Genomic DNA, 25,760 nt, shown 5'->3' with positions numbered 1-25,760 from the left:
ATTATAAATTGAGAATTATATAGTATGGGAATGGATAAGAAAATTCAAAAAAAATCTTGGATTAGAAGAAATTTAGTATATCTGATTTTAGGTGTATTATTGTTGGTATTTGTTTTTTATAATTTTATCAGCTATGATGATAGTTCTACATTAAACGTAGTAAAGGATAAAGTTTCAATAGCAACTGTAAAGAATGAAGAATTTAAAGATTATATTGCTGTTACAGGTACTGTAGAGCCAATTCAAACTATATATTTAGATGCTACCGAAGGAGGGAGAGTAGAGAAAATATTTATAGAAGAAGGAACAAAAGTAAAAGAAGGTGATGCTATTTTGTTATTGAGTAATGACAAGTTGATGTTGGAAATCTCTAATAATGAAGCTCAGGTAGAACGAGCTATTAATGATTTAGAACAAGCAAGAATGAACTTACAAAATCAAGATATAAATAATAAAAACAGATTAAACGAATTATATTATGGATTGTTTCAGTTAAAAAGAGATTTTAAGAATAATGAAACTTTGTTTAAAGGTGGTTATATTTCCGAAGAAGAGCTTTCTATTTCCAGAGAGAGCTACAAAAAAAATTCTAATGAATATAAACTGTTAAAAGAAAAAACGATTCAAGATTCTGTTTTTAGATTGCACCGAATTTCGTCTTCCAAAAAATCGATAAATAACATGTATGAAAATTTAGATTTAGCAAGGAAACGTTTAGAAAAGCTAACGTTAAAATCTTCTGTAAATGGTGAATTAGCAAGCCTGAATCCTAAAGTAGGAGAAGTCATTAATTACGGAATACGTATTGGAAGTATCAACATATTGGATTCATACAAACTTAAAGTGGACATAGATGAGTTCTATATCGCTAGAGTTTATAAGGGCTTTAAAGGAAACTGTGATTTTTCCGGAAAGAATTATTTAGCAAAAATATCAAAAATTTATCCAGAAGTAATAGAAGGGAAATTTTCTGTAGATATGACTTTTGAAGTAGAAAGGCCTGAAGATATTAGAATAGGACAGACTACACGTATAGGCTTAGAGTTGGGAGAATCGAAAGAAGCTTTATTAATTCCTAATGGAGGATTTTACCAAAGCACAGGCGGACAGTGGGTATATGTTATTGATAGTTCAGGTACATATGCAATCAAAAGAAATATAAAGATAGGAAGACGAAACCCAAAATATTATGAGGTGTTAGAAGGATTGGAAAAAGGAGAAAGAATCATCACATCTAGTTATGATAGCTTTGGAAAAGTAGATAAAATTATGTTAAAGTAATTAAAAATAAGTAGTCTAAATCCTCAATCATTTACATATTTAAATTAAAAAAATGGTCTTATATTTCATAAGACAAAAAGCTAAATTACTTTGTTTTTTGTCAATATTTTTATTTCCTAGTCTGTCTATTTCTCAGGAGAAGGTTTTTACTTACGAAGATATTTTATCTATAGCTGCTGAGCATAATGTTGAAATTAAAAAAGAAAAGAATAATCTTAAAATAAATAAAGCTATTAAAAATCAGGGTGTGGCAAATTTATTTCCAACCCTAAATCTAAATGGAAATGCGTTTAAGACCGAAGGACTCCAATGGTCAGACCAAGATGCAAGATTGTTAAATACTACAATTTCTAGCGTCAACTATGGTATTAATTCTGAACTAACCATTTTTAATGGATTTAAAAAGTTAAGTCAACTTAAGCAAAATAAACAACTATTAATTGCCCAAAAGGAACAAATTGATCAGAGCGTCCAAGATATTCTTTTAGAAACCTCTCAGCAATATTTGCAAATACTACTAGATAAAGAAATGCTAAAATTGGCTGAGACAAATTTTGAAGTACAAAAACAAATCTATGAGCAAATCAAACTGTATGTTAGCTTGGGTAAACGTGCTTCAATTGACTTGCTATCGCAAGAGGCCTTCTATAAACAAAGTGAGGCAAGCTTGATAGAAATGCGAAACAAACTTCAATTAGATAAAGGACAATTATTAAAATCCTTGGTATTGGAGTTAAATGAAGAATTTGATATAGCTCCATTATCTTCGAATGTCAATGAAATAATGGCTATCTCATATGATTTTGACCTTTTGTTAAAAGAAGCACTCAATAATCGTTCTGATTTAAAGAAAATAATTGCAGAAAAAGCAGCTGCTTTTTCTGAGATTAAGATATCAAAGTCCGATAATTCACCTTCTATATCTTTATTTTATAGTTATGGTTCAAATTACTCTTCAAATAGGACAAGAATTGATAAAATAGATAATATTTCTAAAGAGATTTCTTTAGAAGATCAGTTGTTCAAAGAGAATAACTATAGCAGGTATGGTGTAAACTTAAAAATACCTGTTTTTAATGGTTTTCGTAATAGAACCAATATTGTGCGTTCTAAAGTCTTATATGAAAATTTATTATTGTCCCATTTAAATTTAGAGAGAAGTATTTTTATTGATTTACAAAATGCTTTTCAAAACTTTAATTTATTTAGGGAAAATTATATAATAAATGCTTCGAGTGTAGAAGTTTCTCAAAAATCTTTTGAGAAACAACAAGAATTATTTCGATTAGGAAAGGGGAGTTTATTAAACTTAAATATAGAAGCACAAAGAAATCTTCAAGCACATTCTCAACACATTCAAGCACTATACACTTTATTATTTCAAAAAATGGTTGTGGATTATCATCTTGGTAATATAAAACAGCATTTTTAAGGACTCTTTATTTTTCTCGTAATAATATTTCATATATTCTCATACGTACATAATAATAAAATAGTATCATTTCGTACATAATGAAAAGAATCTTAATTATAAGCTCATCTCCTTTTTTTAGTGGTGCTGAAATAAGTTTGGTACAATTACTCGAAAAAATAGATACAAAGTATCAATTAATGTTAATAACAGGAAATATAGATCACTTTGAGCATATAAAAATGACTAAGTATTTAGAGATTGATTCGATTATAGATAAAATCTCATGGTATTCTTTTTTAAGAAAAACATTTGTAATTAATTACAAATGTTTTCATCAGATAGTGAAGTTTAAACCAGAGATTATTTATTTTAATACAACGAATTCTTTTTTGAATTTTCTTTGGTTGGGGATTTTATTTTTTAGAACAAAAAAGATTTGGCACGTAAGAGATAATTTAAAGTGTAAGAAATTTATTAAAAATTTGAAACTTTTTTCAAACTTAATTGTTTGTAATTCAGTATTTATAAATAATCAACTTAATGCTCCCTTTAAGGGAAAGGTCATTTATGGAGGAATTGATATAGATAAGTATAAAAACACAAATAGGCAAAAAAAACTTAAAACAGTAGCGTGTATAGCACAGTTAACATTATGGAAAAATCAAATAGATTTTATAAAGGCATCCCAAATCATACATAAAAAAAATGCTGAAGTTGAATTCCTAATAATTGGAGATATTTTGAATCCCAAGGATGTTAAGTATAAAGAGCTATTAATAGAATATGTTAAAAATCAGGATTTAGTTGATGTCATTAAGTTTGTAGGATTTCAGAATGATGTTATAATGGTTTTATCAGAGATTGATGTTTTAATTCATCCAGCCATTGAAGAACCTTTTGGGAGGGTTCTGATAGAAGCCATGTCTATGGAAATACCTGTTGTAGGGTATAAATCAGGAGGTCCCCAAGAGGTTATAGTTAATAATGAAACAGGGTATTTGGTAGCCCCGTATGATTATGCATTATTAGCAACTAAGACTACAGAATTATTAGAGAATGATGATTTAAGATTAAAATTTGGTCAGCAAGGCAGAAAAAGAGTTTCAGAAAAGTTTTCTATAGAAAAACATGTGAATGATATGGAAAAATTATTTATGTAATTTAATTACGATTATGAAAAAAATTCTTTTAAATGGATTGCAATTAGGGAAACAAAACTCCGGAGTTCAATATTACACAGAATATTTACTTAAAGCATTACAACAAATAAAATCATTGGATTTTGAGTTTGATATTTTAGAAAATAACAGCATTAATGGAAAAGGCGGAAGTAGTTTAAAAAGAATTTTTTTTGAATTTTTTTTATTGAAATTCTACATCAAAAAAAGCCATGTTAATTTATATCATTCACCGCATTATATATTACCCAATAGATTTAAAATACCAGCAATTGTAACCATTCATGATCTTATAACTTTAGATTTCCCGGACTTATGTAAATATCAATCGGTATTTTATTTTAATTTTTTTTTAAAAAAAACAATTCACAATGCAGAAATAATAATAGCTGTATCCCATACAGTCAAAAAGGATATTATACGCCATTTTGATGTTGATGCCCATAAGATTAGAGTCATATATCTTGGTATTGATCCTATTTTTAAAAGAACTATAGATATTCATATACTAAAGAAATATAATTTACCAGAAAAGTATATCCTTTTTGTTGGAAATATTGAAGGGAAAAAAAATTTGACAAGTTTGTTGTTAGCCTTTAATGAACTCATCAATCAAAACAAAATTGAACATAAATTGGTGTTAGTTGGTAAAAAAGGATGGAAAAATAAATCGGTATATAAAACCATTTCTAAATACAATTTAAAACAATACATTTTATTTACAGGGTATGTCCCTAAAAAAGATTTACCCGTTATTTATTCTATGTCTGATTTATTTGTTTTCCCGTCCATTTATGAAGGGTTTGGAATTCCACCTTTAGAAGCCATGGCCTGTGGAATACCAGTAATAGTTTCAAATCAAGGAGCTTCACCAGAGATTTGTGGTGATGCATGTTTGCTAGTCAATCCATACGATACCCACGAAATGGCAAAGAGTATAGAGATGCTGCTTAATAATAAAGAACTTAGACAAAACAAAATTAATTTAGGTCTCGAAAGAGTAAAACAATTCAATTGGGAAAAAACAGCAAAAGAAACATTAAAAGTATATGAAGAAGCAATTAGTATCTAGTTTTTTTAAAAATGACTTACTAAAGTCTTCTTTTGGGCTTTTAGTTATCACACTTATTGTTAAGGCGCTAGGGTATATTGAAAAATTAGTTCTAGCTAATTATTATGGTACAGGCTATGAAGTTGATGTATATACAGTTGTTATTACAATAATTTTAGGTTTTTTCTTTTTTTTTAGAGAAATTATTGAACCTGGTTTTTTACGTGTCTTTTTGGAAGCAAGACAAAAAGAGAAAGTAGAAAATCAAGCTTGGGGTATATTTAATTTGGGAATACGTATTATTTTAGGAATTACTATTACAATAACCATATTCGTAATCTTCTTTTCAGGTAGTTTTCTATCGATTTTTGCTCCTGGATTTGGTGGGAATCAATATGATTTAGGAAAAGGATTAATTCGAATAGGCATACCAGCAGCCATTTTTTTAGCATTGTCTACATTAACAAGCATTATATTAAATGCAGATAAAAAATTTATTTTACCAGCATCTGGAGAAATTGTGTTTAAAGGTGCGATAGTTTTGTCAATGATATTATTATTTGGTAGTTATGGTATTTATGGAGCTATTCTAGGTGTTGTTTTAGGAGCAATAGGGAGATTGGTATTACATCTTAGTAAACTTTATAAAAAAATTAGTTTTAAAAAAGTTGAAGTTAAATCAGTATATAAAAAGCATATATGGGTATTGACCTGGCCTTTGTTGTTAGGAGTAGGATTCTCCCAAATAAGTACATTTATAGATAATGGGTTTGCATCTTATTTACAAGAGGGGGCTATTGCGGCACTTAGTTATTCGAAGAAAGTTGTTGAATTACCGGTTGTTATGTTTCCTTATATATTGAGTATTGTTGTATTTCCTTATTTTTCACAATTGGCAATAGAAAAGAATATAAATAAATTGCAAAACTTATTTGCAAATTGTTTAAAATGGATTTTAATTGTATTCATCCCAATTACTATTTTCTTTTTGGTATATGGTTATTTTATAATAGAAATTATATTTCAGCGAGGTGCATTTGATGTTAATTCAACCCAACTAACAACAAAACCCTTTCTAATCTATTCAATAGGATTGGTTTTTTTTGCAATAGAGACTATCTTGGTTATTTATTATTATGCGATTGCGGATACAAAAACACCTGTTTTTGTTGGGATGGGTTGTGTTGTTCTTAATATTATTCTAACATGGATATTTGTAAATAAAATTGGATATATAGGAATAGCTTGGGCATTTGTAATTCAAAAGATAGTAAAGAATTTTATTTTATTATATCTTTTAAAAAATAGAATTGATTATTGTATAAAAGATGTAGTCTCTTTTGTAATAAAATTATGTGGTGCTACTATTTTATTTGGTTTTCTTATGTATTTTGGGAAAATGTTTGTTTTCGAAAGTAGTAATCACAGCCTACTTTCTAAGATAAGTTTCATGTTATGTAACTTTATAGTTTCAATAGCACTATTTATATTTTTTCTAGTAATTACAGGTTCAATAAGTTTGAATAAAAAGGTGTTTTTTAGACAATTTTTAATTTTTTAAAAATGAATTCTCTAACGAATACATTCTGTTTATTCTTTTGTGAATTTATTCCAATTATCTATATGATAAAGCTTTCTGAGAGCTAACATTTTTCTTAATTATTTCGTAAGAATAGTTGTCACTATTTTTAAGTGACATGGTATTATTTGTGTCAGTTTTAATATATTTAAAAATTTTAAAATCATTTTAAATTAGGCAAAATTTATGTTTTCAAAAATCAAAAAAATCTTAGTTGTATCAATTGGAATAGTAATTTTCATTGAATTGTTCTTGCGGATTTGTTATCATCAAAAATTGGCTACTAGTCATTTTCCAATGATATATGAAAGAGATTCTATATTAGGCTATAAATACATACCTCATGCTCAAGATTACAATCGTAGACCAATTTTTTATAGTGATAATATTAATATCAATAGTTTTGGTTACAATGATTTGGAATTTTCTCATCAAAAGAAGAAAGGGGTTTTTAGAATAATCATAGTTGGTTCCTCTGAAGAATGTGGATTTGAAACAGGTGCACCACAAACTTATGTGAGTTTATTGAGGGAAAAAATGAAAAAAGTCAGTAATAAAATTGAGATTATTAATTGCTCTATTGACGGTATTTATTCAACAACAAATTTGATAAACCGTATAGAAAAGGAAATAATAGGTTATCAACCTGACGTAGTATTATTAACAACTAGTCTAAAACTATATGAAGCTTTATTATATCGTACCCTTTATAAAGACTTTATACTTGTTTACCAAGATTCAAAAGATTTGGTAAATGCTAAAAAATACGTAGATCAACTACATTATCATTTTTCTTATAGTAAATGGTTATATGACTATTTATATTCTTTTCGGGCTATATGTAGATATTATACAAATAATGAAAATGATATTACAGATTTATTATCCAAAATGGATTTATTTCAGGATAAAAAAAGAATAAATGATTATACTACAAACCTGATTAAATATGGAAATTTTAGTCGAATAAACTTTACTTATGAGGAGTCCTTGGAGATTTTTAAGGAATTAAGTGATTCATTAAAGTCTATTAATTCAAAACTTGTTATCTATAATAGATTTAGAAATAGTCATATAGAAAAGGATTTTCTTAAATCCGCTGGAGTAGGGTATTTGGGTATGAATTCTAAATATAATGATCAATGTACATATGGAAAAGAGGATGGTCATTCAACTCAGGTTGGTCATGAAAAGTCAGCAATTGCTTTTTATGATGCATTAATAAAAAGCAACATTATACCTGAAGAATTTCTTAATTTAAAAGATAAACCAGTATTAAGAGAAGAAGATTCAACGAAAGTTTATTTGGATTTATTTGATTTTGAGGGTTTAAAGGCAAGTTTGTTTCATGAAAATTTTATTTTAAAGAAAACGAATGTTACAAAAATAGTCAGTGTTGATTTTAATCCTGTTGAAAATTCAGAAGTTTATTACCAATTATTTAATAAATATTATAAGTTAAGCGGTAATGATATTACTATTGATAGAAAAGAAATGTTGAACATTAAGTCGGTTAAAGAGTTGATTATAAGGCTCAATAATTTAATTATTAATGAACAACCAAGATTGATAGTAACGCCCATACCCATTAGGGTATTGGAGGATTATCCAAAAGAATCCATTGATCTTTTACATAAATTTGAAAGTTATTGCAGAATGAGGGGAATAGATTTCTTGTTTACTTATTTTGGGGAACATCCAGATTTATCAATTCTGGAAAGTATGTTTAAAGAAAGGTCTATGTATTTTGAATCTGTTAATGTGAACACAAATAACTCGATTTTTGAGTCTTTTACAGAAGAAAAACTGGTTAGGGTTGTTGCAATAACAAAAGCTGATTTTTTATATAAGAAAACAAAGGAGTTGCTAAAAAACAAAGGAGAGTTTTTGAAAGAAGGCTTAGATTTAGCGAGAGGGAAATTAGTAAGAGTCTCCAGTTTGATAAAAACAAATAAATTTAATTCTGATTTTATTACGAGTAATCGAAAAGTAGAGGTTTATGGAACTACAGGGTGGCTAAGTGAAACACTAAATGGGTATTCAAATCATAAGGAATGGATTAGTATAGACTTGAATAATATGTTAGAAATAGATAGAGTCATATTGTATCCCATTTATTCTTTAGATATGAACATGGAACCCAATGGTTTTCCGGTAGGGTTTAAAGTTCAAACTTCAAATGATGGAATTATTTGGAAAACTGTTAAAGAAGTGAAAAATCATCCTGTTCCAAAAGTTTATGATCCTCAGGTATTTAACTTTAAAAAATGTTATACTCGTTATGTAAGAATTTTAGGAACTGATCTTCAAAGAAATGATTATGATGAGGGAAGTTTATTTAGAATGGCATTATCTGGAGTTGAGATTTATAATACCCAGATGAAAGATTAATTGTATCCTTTCATTCTTTAGAATTAAACCTAAATAATCCTTTGAGACTTTCTTACATGTTGGATTTGGGTTGTTATTGACTAAATTTTGTTTAATGTATATAATTAAAAAAGACCAATTATTATGATTTTAAATAATGGAAAGCTTATACTGATTATAAGCTTTATTCTATCAGCGATATTTGTTTACTTGTTTTTATAAAGAGACGAAAGAAAAAAAATGTCTCTTGGGAACACTTACTTATAGTGGGTACTTATTCTTTTTGGGAATTATTATTTACGTTTTTTATGCATTATCTTATAATGCGACCATGAATAATTATCCAAATAGGGAATTTACAAAAAAAGAATGGTCAAGTAATAAAGAAAAGCGATATGAACTTTACAGAGATCTCTCAGAAAACAAAAAAGACCTTCTCTTACATAAAAGGGAAAATGAATAATTAACCAATTGGGGCTTTCTCTATTTACTAATGATTCAACGGTCTTCTACTATTTGGGTATTATACCTTTTCTTTTTGCTATAGATCCTGAATTGTTGGTAGTTCAGTTTGATGAAAATAAAATATGTTTTAATTTTTTACAAAAAGGCAAAGTTAACTAACTGATTTTAAGAGCTATTGTTTAGTGTCAGACTAGATGTTAAAAAAGGTTAATCAATTTAATCCATAATAATAGTTAAATAATTTTAAGAAATGTCAGAATATATTAAAGATCTGTAAATATTTAAGCCTTACTTGTTTTCTGCTCACAATATTTCTGGAAGTAGCATTGAGAATAATCCGAAAGGAGACAAGTGTTATAAAGTTTTATAATAAAAAATAATATTTAAAAAAAGTAGTACATTATTAATAATTTCCAGATCTAATTTTGAATAATATTCTAGAATTAGATAAAAAGGAATACAAATTTACCTTCATATATGAAAAAGTTAAAAATAATAAGTTTTGTTATCGTTTTAATTATAGTTTTTGTTGAAATTGGATTAAGAGTTTTTGCATATAAAAAATTAAGAAAATTTGAACATTTAGAGTATGTAGCGAATAAAGAATTGGGCTATACTTATAAGCCTAATTCTGAAGGAATTGTAGTCACAGCTGCATACAAAAATGCCATGAAGATTAATAGCAATGGTTATTGTTGGGATGAATTTGAAGAGACAAAAAAAAAAGATATATATAGAATTATAATTATTGGAGATTCTGATGATACAGGAATTTATACAAATGGACCAAATAGTTATGTAAGGTTATTACAAGAAAAATTTTTAAATAATAGAGATAAAATAGAAATTATTAACTTTTCTATGGATGGTAGTGAGCGAGTATTCGACCGTTCAAATTTAGCTATAAACTGCATCAAATACCAACCCGATTTGATATTATTTAATACCGATTTTCCTATAACCTTACAAAAAAGATATAGGACTACTTATAAAGGATACCAACTTAAATATACTGATTTTGATAACAAATTGACTGGTGTGAAAAAGTATATTGATAATGAATTAAAGGATAATTCAATATTTAATTCAGTATATGGAGTTTCTTATATATTTCGTTATTTATGTAAATTTCATGTTGAAAATCCCAAAAATATTATAAATAAATTCATAAGCAAAAATATAATTGGTAAATATCCTTACATAAAATATTATATAAGAAGACAAATAGATGTTTCAGAAATTTTTTTAAAATATGAAAATACTCTTAAGGGAATTAATGACAAAGTTGTTAAAGATATTTCTGATAGTAACGATAATAATCCATATATAGCAAAAAAGAGACTTAGTGAAACTGAGTCAATAGCTATGTATAAAAGTCTTAGTGATTCACTATTAAAATCAAAAGTAACCCTATTGTTATATAATAAGTATCAACAGGAAAAAAGTTTTGAAGTATTGAGCAGCGTAAATCAACTTAACTATATGCCTTTAAATATAAAATATAGGGACGAATATGGATTTGGTAAAGCTGATGATCATTCCTCTCAACTAGGGCATGAAGTAATAGCGAAAGAGTTTTATAATAAGTTGTATTCTAGTGGGTATATTCCTCGTAAATTCTATGGTTCTAGTAAAGAATAGGAATATTAAGTAATTATATGAAAATAGTTTATATTATAGAGAAGTTTCCTTCTCCTACAGAATATTTTATATTGAATGAAATACTTGAGCTTCAAAGGAGAGGGATAAAATTAGATATTATAGTATTAAGGAAACAGAAACAATTTTTTGATATACCTGCATTAAAGGAATTGAAGTGTTCGCTTTTTTATTTACCCAAAATCTATTTATACCTACCTTTTTTAATTTTTTTTAACGAACCAATTGCTTTTATTAAATCATTAGCGTTGTTCTTTAATGATATTAGTAGAAAACAGTCATTGAAAACATTTAGGGATTATTGCATTTCCATTTATTTCGCATCAAAATTGGAGAAAAATCAAAAATTTCATTTTCATGCACATTTTGCTTTTCTAGCGGTTGATATTGCATCATTATTATCTAAAATAAATAAAACAAAATATAGCCTGACAATGCATGCGCAAGATATTTACACCAATGAGGAAAAATTAAGACGGGTAATTTCTGATTGTAATTTTTTAATTACGTGTACGGAATATAATAAAAAGTATTTAAATGAAATAACATATCACAAATTTGAAAATAAAATTCATCGGATCTATCATGGAATAGATACGTCGAATTGGATATGTAAAAAGGCAAAGCCTCTGGAAAATTCTCCAACTAAAATACTTTGTATTGCTAGATTGGTAGAAAAAAAAGGGTTGGTCTATTTGCTAGAAGCAATGCATAAATTAATTAATGAAGGACTTAATATTCAATGTACTATTATTGGAGAGGGTACTTTAAAAGAAGAGCTCGCTAATTATATTGAAGATAACAATTTAGAAAAATATATTGTCTTATTAGATTTTCAGCCACAAGATATTGTAAAATACATTTTATTAAAATCGGACATCTTTGTTCTTCCAAGTATAATTGCTGAAAATGGAGATAGGGATGGCTTACCCAATGTAATTGTAGAGGCTATGACTTTAGGAATCCCAGTTATTTCAACAGGGATTTCTGCAATTCCAGAAATGATAGAGAATAGACATACCGGATTATTGGTGAAAGACAAAGATGCAAATGCCATTGTAAATGCTATTAAAGAATTAATTAGTGATGAAAACTTATATACTTCAATTGTTGAAAATGCTAAAAAGAAAATAAAGTCTGAATTGGAAATTCGACACTGTACAGACTATCTTATTAATGTTTATCAAAATAACGTAGAGATGTATTAGATGTGTAAGAGGACTAAAATTTTATATGGTATTGAATCAGCTGGCGGAGGTTCATTAAAGCATTTAGTGTATCTAGTAACAAAATTAAGCAAAGAAAAATTTGAAATTACAGTTATTTATTCAGATGCCAGAAATGAAGATATTCAGATTCAATTGGATGATATGAAAAATAGTGGTGTGAATTTAATTCATCATTCCATGTCTAGAAACATCCACCTTTTAAAAGATTTCAAATCCTTATTTTATTTATTAAAATTCATAAATAAATCGAAGTTTGATATTGTACATGCACATAGTTCAAAAGCAGGTTTTTTATTTCGTCTTGCTGCTTATTTAAAAGGAGTTGAAAGAATATTTTATACTCCTCATTGTTTTTACTTCCAAAGTAGAGAAGGAATCAAAAAGTGGGTGTTTATTTTTTTGGAGAAAATTTTAGCTAAGGTATCAACTAAAATAATAGTCTCTGAAAGTGAATATAGAGCCGCTATCGATAATAAAATTACTAATGATTCCAAGCTTGAAGTTATAAATAATGCAATTTCCTTTGAAATGTATAAAAAGAATAACCAGATTAGTCAAACATTAATAAAATATAACATTAATGAGGGGGATTTTATTGTTGGTTCCATAGGAAGGTTATCGCTTCAGAAAGATTGGGAAACTTATATATATACTGCCAATGAAGTTTTGAAAAAATATCCTAGAACGGTTTTTTTGATAGTAGGAAGTGGGGAACAAGAAAAGGAACTCCGAAGACTAATTCTGGAATTAGGTTTAGAATCTAAAATAAAATTAACAGGTTATGTTACTGATATACATAATATATATGGCATAATAGATGTTTTTGTAAGTACTTCTTTGTGGGAAGGTCTTCCTTATGTGTTTTTAGAAGCCATGCAATATAAAAAAGCCATTGTAGCAACTAATTCTACAAATCAAGATATGATTTTTAGCAATGATAATGCATTCCTATGTCCAGTAAAGGATTATAAATTTATTTCGAACAAAATAATTAGTTTGATAGAGAATAAGCAATTGACAAAAAGAATGGGTGAGCAAGGAAGGGAATTATTGGAAAAAAAGTATTCTTTCGAGTTATTTGCCAAAAAACATTCAAAATTATATAACTAAAAGGTATTTGTAAATGAAAGTATTGATAATTGATCCTATAAGTGAAAACACTATATATCGTTTAAAGGAAATAATAGTTTTGGAAATCAATTACTTACCAGGTCTTGATGAAAACGAAATCTTGAAAGAATTAAATGATACTTCAATCTTAATTATGAGGACTTCTTACATTTTTTCTGAAGAATGGTTAAAATATGCACCTAAATTAATTGCGGTTGTTGTGGCGGGAAATGGTACAGAAAATGTTCCAATTAATTTGTTGAAAAGCAATAATATAATTTTCAAAAATGTAAAAGCAGCATCCGTTTCATCAGTTGCTGAATATGTAGTTTGTTTAATGTTGATGGGGCTGCGTAATATAATGGAAGGGATTAGGTCTGTTGAAGAAGGAAAATGGAAAAAACCATCACTTATAGGCAATGAAATTAAAGAAAAGACAATTGGATTAATTGGATTTGGAAATATAGGGAAATCGATTGCTGAATTATTAGATAAGTTTAATGTAAAAATTATCTACAATAATGAATCAGGTCCAGTTGAAAATTCATTATATGAATATGTTGAATTAAAAGAATTAGCAAAAAGATCTGATATTATCAGTATTCAAGTGCCATTAACAAATAGCACTAAACATTTTATCAATAAGGATTTTTTTTCTAACATCAAAAAAGATTGCGTCTTGATTAATGCGTCAAGATATGAAGTGGTAAATATGGATCAACTAATAGATAAGTTAAAACAAGGCTTTTTTAAACATGTTTATATTGACCCTATTGAAATAAGACATTTAAAGGAAATTTCTAAAACAGAAAATCTTCCCATAAGTTTTTTACCTCATTTAGGAGCCAATACTTACGAAGCTCAAGAAAGAATTGGTGGAGAAGTCATAAAAATAGTAATTCAATTAATGACTAAAGGAAGCATAGTTTAATTGTTTTTTATTGATACAAAATTTTAAATGCCTATTCTATATTTTTATTCTTTATTAATATTAGAATTCCACCCTTATAATGTGTAATCTATAAATTTTAATATTTTGAAAAAACTAAAAATTTTATTTTTTGTTCTAATTAGTTTGTTTTTTATGAGTGAAATATATCTTAGGGTATTTCATTATGAAACTTTAAAGAAATTTAAACGTGACCTGGCATATATTCCAGATCCTTTATATGGTTATAGGTATGAGGCTAATTCAGAACAAGAATTTATTTGGCCAGATATAAATAAAAAATTCAAGTTTAATAATCAGGGTTTTTATGGTCCAGATTTTTCAAAAATAAAAAAGTCCGGGAGCTGTAGAATAGCGTTTGTAGGCAACTCAGTAACATTAGGGATAAGAAGCGACGGTGACGATAATTTTGTAATGAAATTACAAAATTTGTTTAATCAAGCTAATTATAATGTTGAGGTAATAAATTGTTCTGTTGATGGAAAGGATAATGATCTTGGTAATTTAAATAGGATTAAATATCAAGTTGCAGAATTCAATCCAGATCTTATTATGTACCAATATGTCTTTCCATTTAAAAAAAGGAAAATAGTGAGAGGGGTTTATAGAGATATTATGCTCAAGTATGATTATGATATGCGAGACTCACTCCCTAAACTTTATTCTGAGCTTGATAAGATATATTCAGCAAATATTTTAATAAAGATATATGATTATTCATACAATGTTAGAGCATTATGTCGTTGGATGCTTAATAATAAGAAAACAAATTTTTCAAAATTTTTTGATAAAAACATTCTTGGAATTAAATGGATTAATACCTATGTTACAAAGGGAAAGAATTGGGGTGATTGGAAAAATAAAGATGAAAGCTTTACGACTAGTGAATCATATAATATGTATTTAGATGTAAAAAGACGTCTTGATAGCTTAAATATACAATTAGCAACCTTTGATTTAGGACCTAAGCCTGAAAAATTTTATCCCATTAATCCAGATTTCAATCTTGATATAAAGTGGAAAAAAGAATTAATCCTTCCAAATGAGGGACATCCAAACGATAAAGCTCAGAAACTTATTGCTAAAAAAATGTTTTATCTTTTGATAAATTCTTCAATTCCTTTTGAAAAATATAAGAGAAATTAGGAGTAAATATTGTTTGATAATGTATTTGAGATGTTTGTAGTTAATTGTTTACAATAATATTTGAATATATTTAACAATTTAGAGTATTATAATATTAAAATAGGCTGTCCCAAAAGTAATTTGCGGGCAGTTTTTTTATAAAATAGTCAAAGTTTATTATTTTTAAAGTATTATTAATAATACAAGCTATTTTCATATCCCTGAATATGCAGATAAAAGTTTTCAAAAAAATCCTCTTGGGTAAATAAAACAATTTGTAATGCAGAAAAATGATTTTATTAATACATCATATTTACAAAAATCAACAGAATGTCTAAAATTATCTGATAAATTATGCTCTTAATTGTATAGAAATCATTTTGAATAAAAAATTGTCAAATTAACTTATGGTTACTATTTAGAAATAGTTTGCTAATAATAGCGGAGAAATAATTATTAGATAATAAGTTGTAGTTATTTTTTTACTTTGTATAACAATAAAATGTGTAAAAATGTGTTAAGTAAGATATATAAGAATTTACAACGCTTTTTTTAAAAAAAATTAAAACTAATGAAATTGTTTTAAGTCTTTATTTTTAAAATTTAATAAAAACATATGATCTTTTAAAGGCCTAGCTTTTAGTATCTCATTTTGGATTCATTTATTAAAAGTACTACTCATCGAGAAAGTTGATTTTGTTTTGTAGGCTATATTTTTATGAGATTAAAAATAAACGTACAATGAAAAATACTTTAAATGATATACTTGTTCAAATAAAGAAGTATGAAAAAAAAGTTTCTGACGAAGCAACTAACTTAATAGATGAATCTTATAAAATAAGTACCTATTTAAGGGAGTTATTATTCGAAATGAAAAATCAAATTTTAAAGGTGGGTTTTGAAGATGATTCTGAAGAGATAAATTTTTTTAAGAATATAAAACCTCAAATACTTGGCAAATTAATTTATTACAATAAAGTATTTCGAATAGAGACTTCTTGTCCGGTAAACGATGGAAAAATGTATCATAATTTCTTTTCTAATGAACTAGAAGAATTAAAGCTAGAATATAAAGAACACATTTGTAACTCAGATTTTCACAGGTATTATCGTTCTGGAAGGACAGATAGAGACAGTGAATATTTTATGTTGGGTAAAATAAATTATCATAATGGACTCAACAGTTTTGTATTTGAAATAGATCCTAGTTTTTCTACCTATTATGATTACAAAGTTGCCCGAATCATTGCTAACGAACTGCTTTATACTTATTTGTTGGAAAAAACAAATCCGGATCAAAATTCAAATTCTATTTTGCAAAATCCGGAATCGGTAAAAGATATTTTTTGGACAGATTCTAAAAATGCGCTAATTGAACTGATTTATGCTTTATATGTTTCAGGAGCTATTTCACATGGGAAAATTGGGATTCGAAAAATTAGTCTTGCTTTTCATATTTTGTTTCGTACTCCTTTAGGAGACATTCATCATGCTTTTCATCGAATGAAAGAAAGAACTGGTTCCAGAACAGTTTTTTTAGATAAACTTAAAGCAGCGTTGGAAGAATATATGGATAAGGATTTATAATTATATTACAACTTAATAATTAAGAACAGCGTTTTTACCACGCTGTTTTTTTATGCCCATAAATACCCATTGGCATACCTAAATATTATCAGTTGTCGGCTTTAAATGTTATCAACAGAATAGTTGCTTTACCACATTTATAAAATTACAAATATTTAAAAAAATCGTCATTTCCACTTGGTACATCTTGGCGGATAATTACACTCATACTTTTCAAATTTGTACAGCTATCATAAGTAATTGTGTAATGTATTAAAATAAAAGTATGAATATAGACAGAATGGAATTTATAGCATGGATGGAGCGAATTATGGATCGTTTTGACATACTGAATGAACATATAAATGATGTTCAAAAACAACGGAATAACATTGATGGAGAAGAATTGTTAGACAATCAGGATCTCCTTCAGATGTTGAAAATTAGTAATCGCTCACTTCAGCGTTACCGATCATCAGGTAAGTTACCGTATTATACAATTAGTGGAAAGCTTTACTATAAATTATCAGACGTTCATCAATTTATACGTGATAGTTTTAGTGCTCCTTTCAAAAAGTAACAGACAAAAAATGTCAAGTAAAGCCATTGAAAGTCATTTAGTATAAGCTGCAATTTCATCTCATTATTTTCGAATATGTAAATTTAAAATGCTATTGTGATGAGCGAGCAATCTATAGATGCACCAAAAGCTGAAGATCAGTTTTCTGATATTTTATTGGTATTCGACAAGAAAAAAAAGAAAATAGAGGTAGTTAAAGGAATTGACAAGAATGGCGAACTAAAAACCATGCCTGCTATCAAGAAAAATGAAAGCCAGTTTATGCGTATCGATAAACATGGTGATTTGTTTTCTAATTTTTTCTCCAATTTTCTCCAGCAATTAAAGAATCCTACACATTTTAATTTTTTTAGAGTAGCTGCTCATGAAGGGATTAATGTAGCCAATAAAATGCAAAAAGAAGTTGATAATCCAACTCAAGAAGGAGAAAAACTATTTAGCCAACACGAGATAAGAATTGATTATAAACAACAAAATAAGAATATTATGGAAACAACACAGTCAACAACGGAAACGAGCGAATACCGCTTTAAATTAGAACAGATTGATTGGAATGCGATGTCTAATCTCGGATTAAGCAAAGAACGACTTGAAAAAATGAAGCTACTTGATCCTTTACTAAAAGGATATAAGACAAATGAATTAGTTCCTATTAGTCTCGATTTAGGAACTTCTATTACTCGTATGGATGCGAGACTTTCTTTGCAGACTAAAGAGGATGGACAAGTGGTTGTTGCTATTCACGGAATCCGGAAAGAACCACAGTTAAATTTTCCATTTTTTGGACACGAATTCACCAAAGAAGACAAAGAAAACTTACTCAAAACAGGTAATATGGGGCGAGTTGTTGATTTGACTAATCCTAAAAATGGGGAAACAATACCTTCGATTATTAGTGTAGATAGGTTGACGAAAGAACTTATTGCTTTGCGTACAGACCGCATTAAAATACCTGATGAAATAAAAGGCGTAAAGTTAGATGAACAACAAAAGCAGACTTTAGCAGAAGGTAAAGCTTTGTACATAGAAGGGATGATTTCTAAAAAAGGAGAACCTTTTAATGCAGCTGTTCAATTTAATGCAGATAAATGTTACGTAGAATTTCTCTTTGACAGAACTAATAATATGCAATCAGTAAGTCAACAACAGGATATACCTCGTGTGTTTAGAGGAAAAGAGCTTGATGAACAACAATATCAAAAGTTCCAAGAGGGGCAAACAGTATATGTAAGTGGTTTGATTGATAAGAAAGGTAAAGAATATCAGGGCTATATCACATTTGATAAAGAAACTTCAAAAACTAATTTTTCTTTCGATAATCCAAATAAAATGAAAGAGAAAGCTCAACCCAAAGAGGAAAGTAAAACACAAGTTGCTGTTAATTCGGAAGGTAAAACAAACGAGGCTACTAAGAACATTAAAGAACCTTTGAAAACGGAACAGAATAATCCAGATAGTAAAAAGCAACAGCAAGAGCAGGAGAAACCTAAAGCAGCTGCTAAATCTAAAGGGAGGAGAATATAACTGTCCTAAAGACTCAATCGATGAAAGTAGTAATTGCAGAAAAACCAAGTGTAGCTAGAGAAATAGCTATATTGTTGGGAGCTAATGAGAAGAAAGAGGGTTACCTGATGGGGAATGGATATCAGGTGACCTGGGCATTCGGACATTTAGTTACCCTGGCAATGCCGGAGGATTATGGTATTAGTGGTTTTCAAAAAGAAGGTTTACCTATAATACCTAATCCTTTCTTATTGACTGCTCGTAAAATCAAGACAAATAATGGCTATGTAACTGATGTAGCCGCATTGAAACAATTGAAAATTATTGATCAGCTTTTAAAAAAATGTGAAAGTATTATTGTAGCGACAGATGCCGGACGTGAGGGGGAATTGATTTTCCGTTATATTTATGAATATCTAAAATGCAACAAACCTTTTGAAAGGTTATGGATAAGCTCATTGACAGAAAAAGCGATTCTCAAGGGATTTGATAAGTTGAAACAAGGAAAGGAATTTGATGGTTTATATTTTGCTGCTCAAGGGAGAAGCCGTGCAGACTGGCTAGTAGGTATCAATGCCTCACAAGCTTTGACAGTAGCAGTCGGAAGTGGAATTTATTCTTTGGGAAGAGTACAAACACCAACACTAGCACTTATTTGTAAAAGGTTTTTAGAAAATAAAGCATATACAATTAAGAAATATTGGCAAATTGAGTTAGAGCATCGAAAGGATTTTATTAATTTCAAGAGCCTTTCTTTAACCAAATGGGATGATAGTAAACAGGCTGATCATGCATTGAAATTCATTCAACGACAAGGAATGGCTACGGTCACAGTTCTTGAAAAGAAGACAGTTAATGAACAATCTCCCTTATTGTTTGACCTTACAGCATTACAAAAGGAGGCCAATATAAAATTGAATCTTTCCGCAGAGGAAACTCTTACTATTGCTCAAAGTCTTTATGAAAAGAAATTTATCAGTTATCCACGTACCGGGAGTAAGTATATTCCCGAAGATATGTGGGGAGAAATTCCCAATTTAATAGGGATATTAGAAGAAATAGATAAGTTTAGAGAAGTAGTGCCTAAAATGAAAAGAGGACGTTTGAATAAACGTATCGTTAACGATTTGAAAGTAACCGATCATCATGGTTTATTGATTACAGATAAGATGCCTTCAGCTTTAGTTGCAAAAGAGAAAGCTATTTATGAAATGATCGCTTATCGTTTACTAGAAGCAGTTTCACCTGTTTGTATTAAAGCGATGACGGATGTTGTATTACAAGCTGTACATTATGATTTTTCACTAAAAGGATGTAAAATTATTGATGCAGGTTGGAGATTCATTAAGGGAAGTTTTATCGATGAAGATAACAATCCCGTTCAGGATTTACCGGAACTAAAAATAGGAGATGAACTAAAAATAAAAGAAGCGAAAGTTTTAGAGAAACAAACAAAAGCACCAGTTCTTTATACCGAGGCCAGTTTATTGGGAGCAATGGAAAATGCAGCTAATCAGATTGAAAGCGAACAAGAGCGAAAGGCTTTGCAAGGAATTGGGATTGGAACTCCGGCAACAAGAGCAGCTATTATTGAAACACTTTTTAAAAGAGAGTATATCAAACGCGATAAGAAATTTTTACTGCCTACAGAAAAAGGATTAAAGGTTTACGAATGGGTAAAAGATAAAAAGATTGCTGATGTTACTATGACAGCAGAGTGGGAACTAGTTTTACAAAAAATCGAAAATAACGAAGCAAATGTCGGAGTATTTCAAAAAGGGATGGAAGATTATACCAAGACTATCACACAAGAAATACTCGCTTTTTCTGTTGAAAAAGATAAACAACCAGAACTGATTTGTCCAAGATGTAAAATTCAGAAATTAGTAATTCGGGATAAATTAATGAAATGTCCAGATGAAAACTGTAATTGGGTTCAGTTCCGAAATATATGCGGCATACAGTTAAGCTTTTTAGACTTGGAAGCTTTAATAACTAAGGGCAAAACCAATCTCCTAAAAGGTATGACCAGTAAATCAGGGAAAAAATTCGACGCTTATATCGAAATGGATGAAAAAGGGGAGACCACTTTTACTTTTCCTGAAAAGAAAAAAAGCAAATAGAGAATTCTTTTGATTTAAAAAAGGCGTTAATTCATTGATTGCTTTCGGTTTTGATCCGAATTATAAAACTTTAAAAAAAATGGCTGTTTCAGAGTAGAGACAGCCATTTTGATTTTATTTTTTAGACTCGTTTAAAGAAGTTTTTCTGAATTCTTTTAAAAGCTTTTCTATTTCCAGAGAAGCTTTACGAGCTCTGGTTCCTGCTGCTTTATTTCCTTTAGAGATTTTTATTTAGAGAAAGAAGTAAAAATAATAATTTCAAATGTAATTTAGTCCAGACAAAAGAAAATTTTATTGAACATTGATTCATAAAGACTTTATCAATGCAGAAAGTATCGAATAAAGAGAAGGTATTAGTGTGTTTTTTCTTATTTTAAATTAACTATCTTTGAAATATATAACCAATAAAATTTTTAAATTATGGCACTTAAACCAGGACCAAAAAGGATAGCAGATTCAACAGGAAAACCTGATCAGCGTCAGCGGGATAACAAAAGTACTCCAGGGAATACGCCCTCGTTGAAACCGTCTAAAAGTACAGTGAAAAAGTAAATCACACTCGTTTTAGTTTGTCCTTAGATTAGGCACTCTTAATAAGTAAAAGGTAAATTGTAGCTTTTTAATGCGGTTAAAATAACAAAAGTCACTTCAATAACTGAGTGACTTTTGGTTTTAAAGAATTTAATCTTCCTGTACCAAATGTTGTAAATCAGGATCATTTTTAATACGTTCCAATTCACTTTCAATAATTAGAAAGATATCTCGCTTTACTTTTCTGTAGTTGGCTTCAATTTCGGATTTCATTTTATCTTCACCATTTTCATCAATGAAAGATAAAATCTCTGGGATCTTTTTATAAGCCTTGGTTTCTGCAGCTACATTTTCATTATCCACTACGATTTCTGCATGAAAAATTTTCTGTTCGATACGTTCGTCAAAGTTATCTGAAACAGCCCCTACAAACATTCCTTGTGTCAATGTGGAAATTTTTGAAGCGGGTATTAGACTGTCCAGTTGCGTGGATATAGAGGTTGATTTATCGTTTCGATTAATGGTCATACTTTGTCTTTTCTGCAACACTTTTCCAAAACGTTCTGACAAGCTTTTGGCGGTTTCTCCTACCACTTGTCCGCTAAAAATATTACCCACCGTATTTTGGATAACCTTACTTTCTTTGTCACCATAATCTCGGGTTAATTGCGAATAATCCTGAAATCCCAAACAAACGGCTACTTTATTGCTTCTGGCAGTGGCGATCAGATTATCCAATCCTCTAAAATATATAGTTGGTAATTCATCAATAATGACTGAACTTTTTAGTTTGCCTTTCTTGTTTATCAGTTTTATAATTCTCGAATTATACAACCCCAATGCAGCCGAATAGATATTCTGCCTATCGGGATTATTACCAACGCAAAGTATTTTCGGTTCATTTGGATTATTGATATCTAATGAGAAGTCATCTCCTGTCATTACCCAATAAAGCTGTGGTGAAATCATTCTTGATAGAGGAATTTTAGCGGAAGCTATCTGTCCTTGCAACTGATCCTGTGCACCACCTTGCCACGCATCCATAAAAGGTGACAAATAATTTTCGAGATCTGAATAAGAAGTAAGGATGGTAAATACATCTGCGTATTTCTTATTGAGCAACTCAATGGCGTGAGGAAATGTACAGTACTTTCCGTTATCATATATTTTTAGAAACCAGATAATGGCGGCTAACAAGATTATCGGAGATTCCACGAAGAAATCTCCCTGCTTTTGTATCCAACTTCGGTTAAGATTTAGCATAATGGTATAAGCCGACTCATAAGCATCTGAAATATCCGTCATGAAATTTGGATTGATGGGATTACAACGGTGGCTTCTTCGTGGGTCATCAAAATTAATCACATAAAATTTTGGTTTTACTTTATACTTATCGGCATGCTTCAACAAATGATTGTAGGCAATGGTTGAAAGGTCATCGAATTTAAAATCATAGATGTACATTGAAAACCCCTTTTCGATATGCTGTTTGATGTAGTTGTTGATAATGGCATAACTTTTACCCGATCCTGGTGTACCCAAAACAATGGAGGCTCTAAAAGGGTTTACTACGTTAATCCAACCCTCATTCCATTTGCCTTTATAATAAAACTTGGTAGCAAGATTAACAGAATATTCATTTTTCATCAATTTGGTTTCTTGCATGAAACTTTCGTTCTCGTTATTGAAGACATCATCCATTAGGTTGGTACGGAGTAAACGACTAATCCATACACCAGCCACCATTAAAGCAATGTAACCTAGTGAAGTTGTCAGAATATATAAAGATGTTGCCATTCCTGAAGATAATCGTAATAATGGAGTATTCAAAAAGAAAAGAACAAAGCCGATGGCTAAGGCAGTATAGATTTTGGCCCAGGTTATCTTTTCATTTTTTACTCCCTTGGTTCCCAAACAACTTAATGCGAGTAAAACTAGGGCAAAGAGTTTAGAATATAAAGTATTGGAAAACAAGCTTGCTGTCCGTTGAAAATTACTTAATATTTTGTTGATTAATTCAAGTGTCCAACCCCGTTCCAAAAAAAAGCCATAACAAAACCAGTAAAAGTGCATTAATACCAGCAGGATGCTGACTGCACGCATAAAAGCCATTATTTTGGCCAGTCCTCTTACATCGTCTTCTCCTTGCATATTTTAATGAATTGAATGTTGCAGGTGAATTTAGAAGAGAAGCAAAACCCTTGACAGAATGAGGAATTAGATGGCTGTCAGTGGCACTATTTGGCTATATGAACATTGAATAGGTGAAAGAGAATCTATTTTTGGTCTCCATTTCTTCTGCGCTTCTTCTTTTTTTTCATTTGGTTAGCAAATGCTTGTTCTTCGTAATCTTCGCCCTGAGCTTGAGGCAATAGCCCTCCAAACGCTTCGGTTAATCCCAAATTGTCATTTGTACATTCAGCTTGATTTTTATTTATAAAGTCAAAAAGTTCGTGAGGTTGTGCTGTTTCTGTTTGAGCATTATCTATTTTTATGGATGATAAATGAATGGAGTCATCCTTCATCATTTCTGGGCGTTTTTCAGTATTTCCATCTTTCCACCAGTCATTAAAAATATTAGCTGAAAGATTTTTGTCTAATTGTGAGCCATTCCAAACGGTACGGGATTCGTGGTCAATAAAAGTCATTCCATAAATACGTCCTTCTTTGTTCCGACGGACAACCATATTAATTCCTTGCTCCAGTAATTGTTTCTTAAATTCAGTTTCGCTGGGAGTTGTATGCATAGCTATTTCAATGGTGTTTTTTAGTACCGTTTTTGCTTGTGACGTTTTCATCTTTTCTTTCGATTTCTCAAAATGTTTTTGTAAATTTTCCAAACCTGCATAGCGACCAAAGCGTGATGCCTTGAACGGATTACTAGCTTTTTCTCCCAGCTCGTTCAATGCAAAATAGACCAATCCCTGTTTAGGCTGACCGTTTACTTCTCCTTTTACTTCCTCAGTGGTAATGTTAAAAAGGGAAAGTAGTGCATTATAAGCTCCCAAACTTTGGTACTCGTAATACTTTGGTAAGTGTCTAACTACCGAAGCTATCTGGCTCTTTACATTAACTTCTTTATAATCTACTGGTCTGAAAATTGCTTCTTTTGGATTGCGCTCTTTTTCCGTTGCCGGTAGTAGTTTATAATCTTGTTCTAATGTACGACAGGCATTCATGGAACGTAATTTTTCATAAGAATCCGATATTTTTTTACCGTTACGATCTACACATGTTGATACAATGTGAATGTGAGTTCGTTCAATGTCGGTATGTTTGAAAACTACATAAGGCTGTTCACCATAACCCATGAGTTCCATATAATCTTTGGCTAGCAGTTTATAGCTTTCATCATTTACCTGATCTCTTGGGTCGGGATTAAGCGATATATGCAAAACAGGCTTTTCCGTTCGCTTGTTTGCAATTAGATAAGGTTCAAATGAACTGTGTAATTGAGCAACGGTATAATTTCCATTGATGGTTTCTCTCATTCGATGCGTTACCAATACCTCCCCTTTTTCCGTATCAACTTTCAGTTGATTATAAGAAAGTGCACCAATCATATTTGCTCCACGATTAATCTTAGCTATCATTTTTTTTCGTTTTTAATCAAATATTTGGTTTCAAACTCCTCAGTCAACTGCGCGATTTCACGGCATAACTTCGCTAATTCCGCTGTTTGTTTTTCCAGTTTAAAGAGATACGCTGCCGCTTTCTTTTCAGAAAAATTGCGATACAATAGTTTTACTATCTGATTGTAATTGACGCCAACAGAACGAAATTGACCATACAAAGTAGTTAATCGCATGTAATAATCCATTGCAGCCATATCTACTTTTACAGTTTTGATTTGCTTTTCAAACAAAATGGAAGTAATAAAATGAGCTTTGTTATCTGCTCTTGAAGCTTCATAAAGAGAAAGAAATTTGGCGTTTTCTTCGTCAGTAAGACGAAAAACGTAACGATGAATACTTGGATTCTTTTTAAGATTCCGACCACCTTTATGCTTTCCATTGTTTTGTTGTCCGTCCATCATATATCCATTTT

Annotated in this window: 18 protein-coding genes and 1 pseudogene; 15 read left to right on the top strand and 4 right to left on the bottom strand. The window is 29.6% G+C overall.

Annotation, left to right across the window (positions count from 1 at the left end; all coding sequences use genetic code 11):
- Positions 1-30: 30 nt before the first annotated feature.
- From H599_RS0107110 to H599_RS0107035, 15 genes are all read left to right on the top strand, one after another.
- Positions 31-1,281, top strand: coding sequence for an efflux RND transporter periplasmic adaptor subunit (locus H599_RS0107110; protein ID WP_026713496.1), 1,251 nt, complete (start codon positions 31-33; stop codon positions 1,279-1,281).
- Between the two features lie 52 nt (positions 1,282-1,333).
- Positions 1,334-2,713 carry a TolC family protein gene (locus tag H599_RS0107105; RefSeq protein WP_026713495.1) on the top strand — a complete coding sequence of 460 codons (1,380 nt, stop codon included), beginning with the start codon at positions 1,334-1,336 and terminating at the stop codon, positions 2,711-2,713.
- Between the two features lie 80 nt (positions 2,714-2,793).
- Positions 2,794-3,855 carry a glycosyltransferase family 4 protein gene (locus H599_RS0107100; RefSeq protein WP_026713494.1) on the top strand — a complete coding sequence of 354 codons (1,062 nt, stop codon included), beginning with the start codon at positions 2,794-2,796 and terminating at the stop codon, positions 3,853-3,855.
- A gap of 13 nt (positions 3,856-3,868) precedes the next feature.
- A complete protein-coding gene (locus tag H599_RS0107095; protein ID WP_035141291.1) occupies positions 3,869-4,945 on the top strand; it encodes a glycosyltransferase family 4 protein in 1,077 nt (358 codons plus the stop codon).
- Positions 4,923-6,485, top strand: a complete 1,563-nt coding sequence (murJ, locus tag H599_RS0107090) for a murein biosynthesis integral membrane protein MurJ (RefSeq protein WP_026713492.1) — start codon at positions 4,923-4,925, stop codon at positions 6,483-6,485. The genes H599_RS0107095 and murJ overlap by 23 nt, the downstream gene beginning before the upstream one ends.
- A 204-nt stretch (positions 6,486-6,689) precedes the next feature.
- Positions 6,690-8,894, top strand: coding sequence for a discoidin domain-containing protein (locus tag H599_RS0107085; protein WP_026713491.1), 2,205 nt, complete (start codon positions 6,690-6,692; stop codon positions 8,892-8,894).
- 921 nt (positions 8,895-9,815) lie between these two features.
- Positions 9,816-10,979: a hypothetical protein gene (locus H599_RS0107075; protein ID WP_026713490.1), complete on the top strand. Its 1,164-nt coding sequence runs from the start codon at positions 9,816-9,818 to the stop codon at positions 10,977-10,979.
- A 17-nt stretch (positions 10,980-10,996) separates the two neighbouring features.
- On the top strand, positions 10,997-12,205 hold the full coding sequence (locus H599_RS0107070; protein WP_026713489.1) for a glycosyltransferase family 4 protein: 1,209 nt from the start codon (positions 10,997-10,999) through the stop codon (positions 12,203-12,205).
- Entirely contained in the window at positions 12,206-13,336 is a 1,131-nt protein-coding gene (locus tag H599_RS0107065; protein ID WP_026713488.1) for a glycosyltransferase family 4 protein, read from the top strand.
- Positions 13,337-13,349: 13 nt separating this feature from the next.
- On the top strand, positions 13,350-14,267 hold the full coding sequence (locus H599_RS0107060; RefSeq protein WP_026713487.1) for an NAD(P)-dependent oxidoreductase: 918 nt from the start codon (positions 13,350-13,352) through the stop codon (positions 14,265-14,267).
- A 105-nt stretch (positions 14,268-14,372) separates the two neighbouring features.
- Positions 14,373-15,431: an SGNH/GDSL hydrolase family protein gene (locus H599_RS0107055; protein WP_155960756.1), complete on the top strand. Its 1,059-nt coding sequence runs from the start codon at positions 14,373-14,375 to the stop codon at positions 15,429-15,431.
- A gap of 720 nt (positions 15,432-16,151) precedes the next feature.
- Complete coding sequence (locus tag H599_RS0107050; protein WP_026713485.1) at positions 16,152-16,997, top strand: RteC domain-containing protein; 846 nt, start codon at positions 16,152-16,154, stop codon at positions 16,995-16,997.
- 265 nt (positions 16,998-17,262) lie between these two features.
- Positions 17,263-17,556 (top strand): helix-turn-helix domain-containing protein, encoded by a 294-nt coding sequence (locus tag H599_RS0107045; RefSeq protein WP_026713484.1) that lies wholly within the window; start codon positions 17,263-17,265, stop codon positions 17,554-17,556.
- Positions 17,557-17,655: 99 nt separating this feature from the next.
- Entirely contained in the window at positions 17,656-19,080 is a 1,425-nt protein-coding gene (locus H599_RS0107040) for a DUF3945 domain-containing protein (protein WP_026713483.1), read from the top strand.
- 20 nt (positions 19,081-19,100) lie between these two features.
- On the top strand, positions 19,101-21,182 hold the full coding sequence (locus H599_RS0107035; protein WP_026713482.1) for a type IA DNA topoisomerase: 2,082 nt from the start codon (positions 19,101-19,103) through the stop codon (positions 21,180-21,182).
- 114 nt (positions 21,183-21,296) lie between these two features.
- Here the strand turns inward: H599_RS0107035 and H599_RS20535 are convergent.
- The 4 genes and pseudogenes from H599_RS20535 to mobA all read right to left on the bottom strand — a co-directional run.
- Positions 21,297-21,401, bottom strand: a pseudogene (locus H599_RS20535) (histone H1); the annotation flags it as partial.
- A 462-nt stretch (positions 21,402-21,863) separates the two neighbouring features.
- On the bottom strand, positions 21,864-23,864 hold the full coding sequence (mobC, locus tag H599_RS0107025; protein WP_026713481.1) for a conjugal transfer protein MobC: 2,001 nt from the start codon (positions 23,862-23,864) through the stop codon (positions 21,864-21,866).
- A 125-nt stretch (positions 23,865-23,989) separates the two neighbouring features.
- Complete coding sequence (gene mobB / locus H599_RS0107020; protein ID WP_026713480.1) at positions 23,990-25,306, bottom strand: conjugal transfer protein MobB; 1,317 nt, start codon at positions 25,304-25,306, stop codon at positions 23,990-23,992.
- Entirely contained in the window at positions 25,303-25,746 is a 444-nt protein-coding gene (mobA, locus tag H599_RS0107015; protein ID WP_026713479.1) for a conjugal transfer protein MobA, read from the bottom strand. The genes mobB and mobA overlap by 4 nt, the downstream gene beginning before the upstream one ends.
- Positions 25,747-25,760: the final 14 nt, after the last annotated feature.

Origin of the sequence: Flavobacterium daejeonense DSM 17708, assembly GCF_000425425.1 — a bacterium.
Taxonomy (GTDB): domain Bacteria; phylum Bacteroidota; class Bacteroidia; order Flavobacteriales; family Flavobacteriaceae; genus Flavobacterium; species Flavobacterium daejeonense.
This window is presented reverse-complemented; position numbering and strand designations above follow the sequence as displayed.

Bases quoted from the DNA above. Each gene is read 5' to 3' on its own strand.
- H599_RS0107110 (WP_026713496.1), top strand. From the start codon at position 31: ATGGATAAGAAAATTCAAAAAAAATCTTGGATTAGAAGAAATTTAGTA.
- H599_RS0107105 (WP_026713495.1), top strand. From the start codon at position 1,334: ATGGTCTTATATTTCATAAGACAAAAAGCTAAATTACTTTGTTTTTTG.
- H599_RS0107100 (WP_026713494.1), top strand. From the start codon at position 2,794: ATGAAAAGAATCTTAATTATAAGCTCATCTCCTTTTTTTAGTGGTGCT.
- H599_RS0107095 (WP_035141291.1), top strand. From the start codon at position 3,869: ATGAAAAAAATTCTTTTAAATGGATTGCAATTAGGGAAACAAAACTCC.
- murJ (WP_026713492.1), top strand. From the start codon at position 4,923: ATGAAGAAGCAATTAGTATCTAGTTTTTTTAAAAATGACTTACTAAAG.
- H599_RS0107085 (WP_026713491.1), top strand. From the start codon at position 6,690: ATGTTTTCAAAAATCAAAAAAATCTTAGTTGTATCAATTGGAATAGTA.
- H599_RS0107075 (WP_026713490.1), top strand. From the start codon at position 9,816: ATGAAAAAGTTAAAAATAATAAGTTTTGTTATCGTTTTAATTATAGTT.
- H599_RS0107070 (WP_026713489.1), top strand. From the start codon at position 10,997: ATGAAAATAGTTTATATTATAGAGAAGTTTCCTTCTCCTACAGAATAT.
- H599_RS0107065 (WP_026713488.1), top strand. From the start codon at position 12,206: ATGTGTAAGAGGACTAAAATTTTATATGGTATTGAATCAGCTGGCGGA.
- H599_RS0107060 (WP_026713487.1), top strand. From the start codon at position 13,350: ATGAAAGTATTGATAATTGATCCTATAAGTGAAAACACTATATATCGT.
- H599_RS0107050 (WP_026713485.1), top strand. From the start codon at position 16,152: ATGAAAAATACTTTAAATGATATACTTGTTCAAATAAAGAAGTATGAA.
- H599_RS0107045 (WP_026713484.1), top strand. From the start codon at position 17,263: ATGAATATAGACAGAATGGAATTTATAGCATGGATGGAGCGAATTATG.
- H599_RS0107040 (WP_026713483.1), top strand. From the start codon at position 17,656: ATGAGCGAGCAATCTATAGATGCACCAAAAGCTGAAGATCAGTTTTCT.
- H599_RS0107035 (WP_026713482.1), top strand. From the start codon at position 19,101: ATGAAAGTAGTAATTGCAGAAAAACCAAGTGTAGCTAGAGAAATAGCT.
- mobC (WP_026713481.1), bottom strand. From the start codon at position 23,864: ATGCAAGGAGAAGACGATGTAAGAGGACTGGCCAAAATAATGGCTTTT.
- mobB (WP_026713480.1), bottom strand. From the start codon at position 25,306: ATGATAGCTAAGATTAATCGTGGAGCAAATATGATTGGTGCACTTTCT.
- mobA (WP_026713479.1), bottom strand. From the start codon at position 25,746: ATGGACGGACAACAAAACAATGGAAAGCATAAAGGTGGTCGGAATCTT.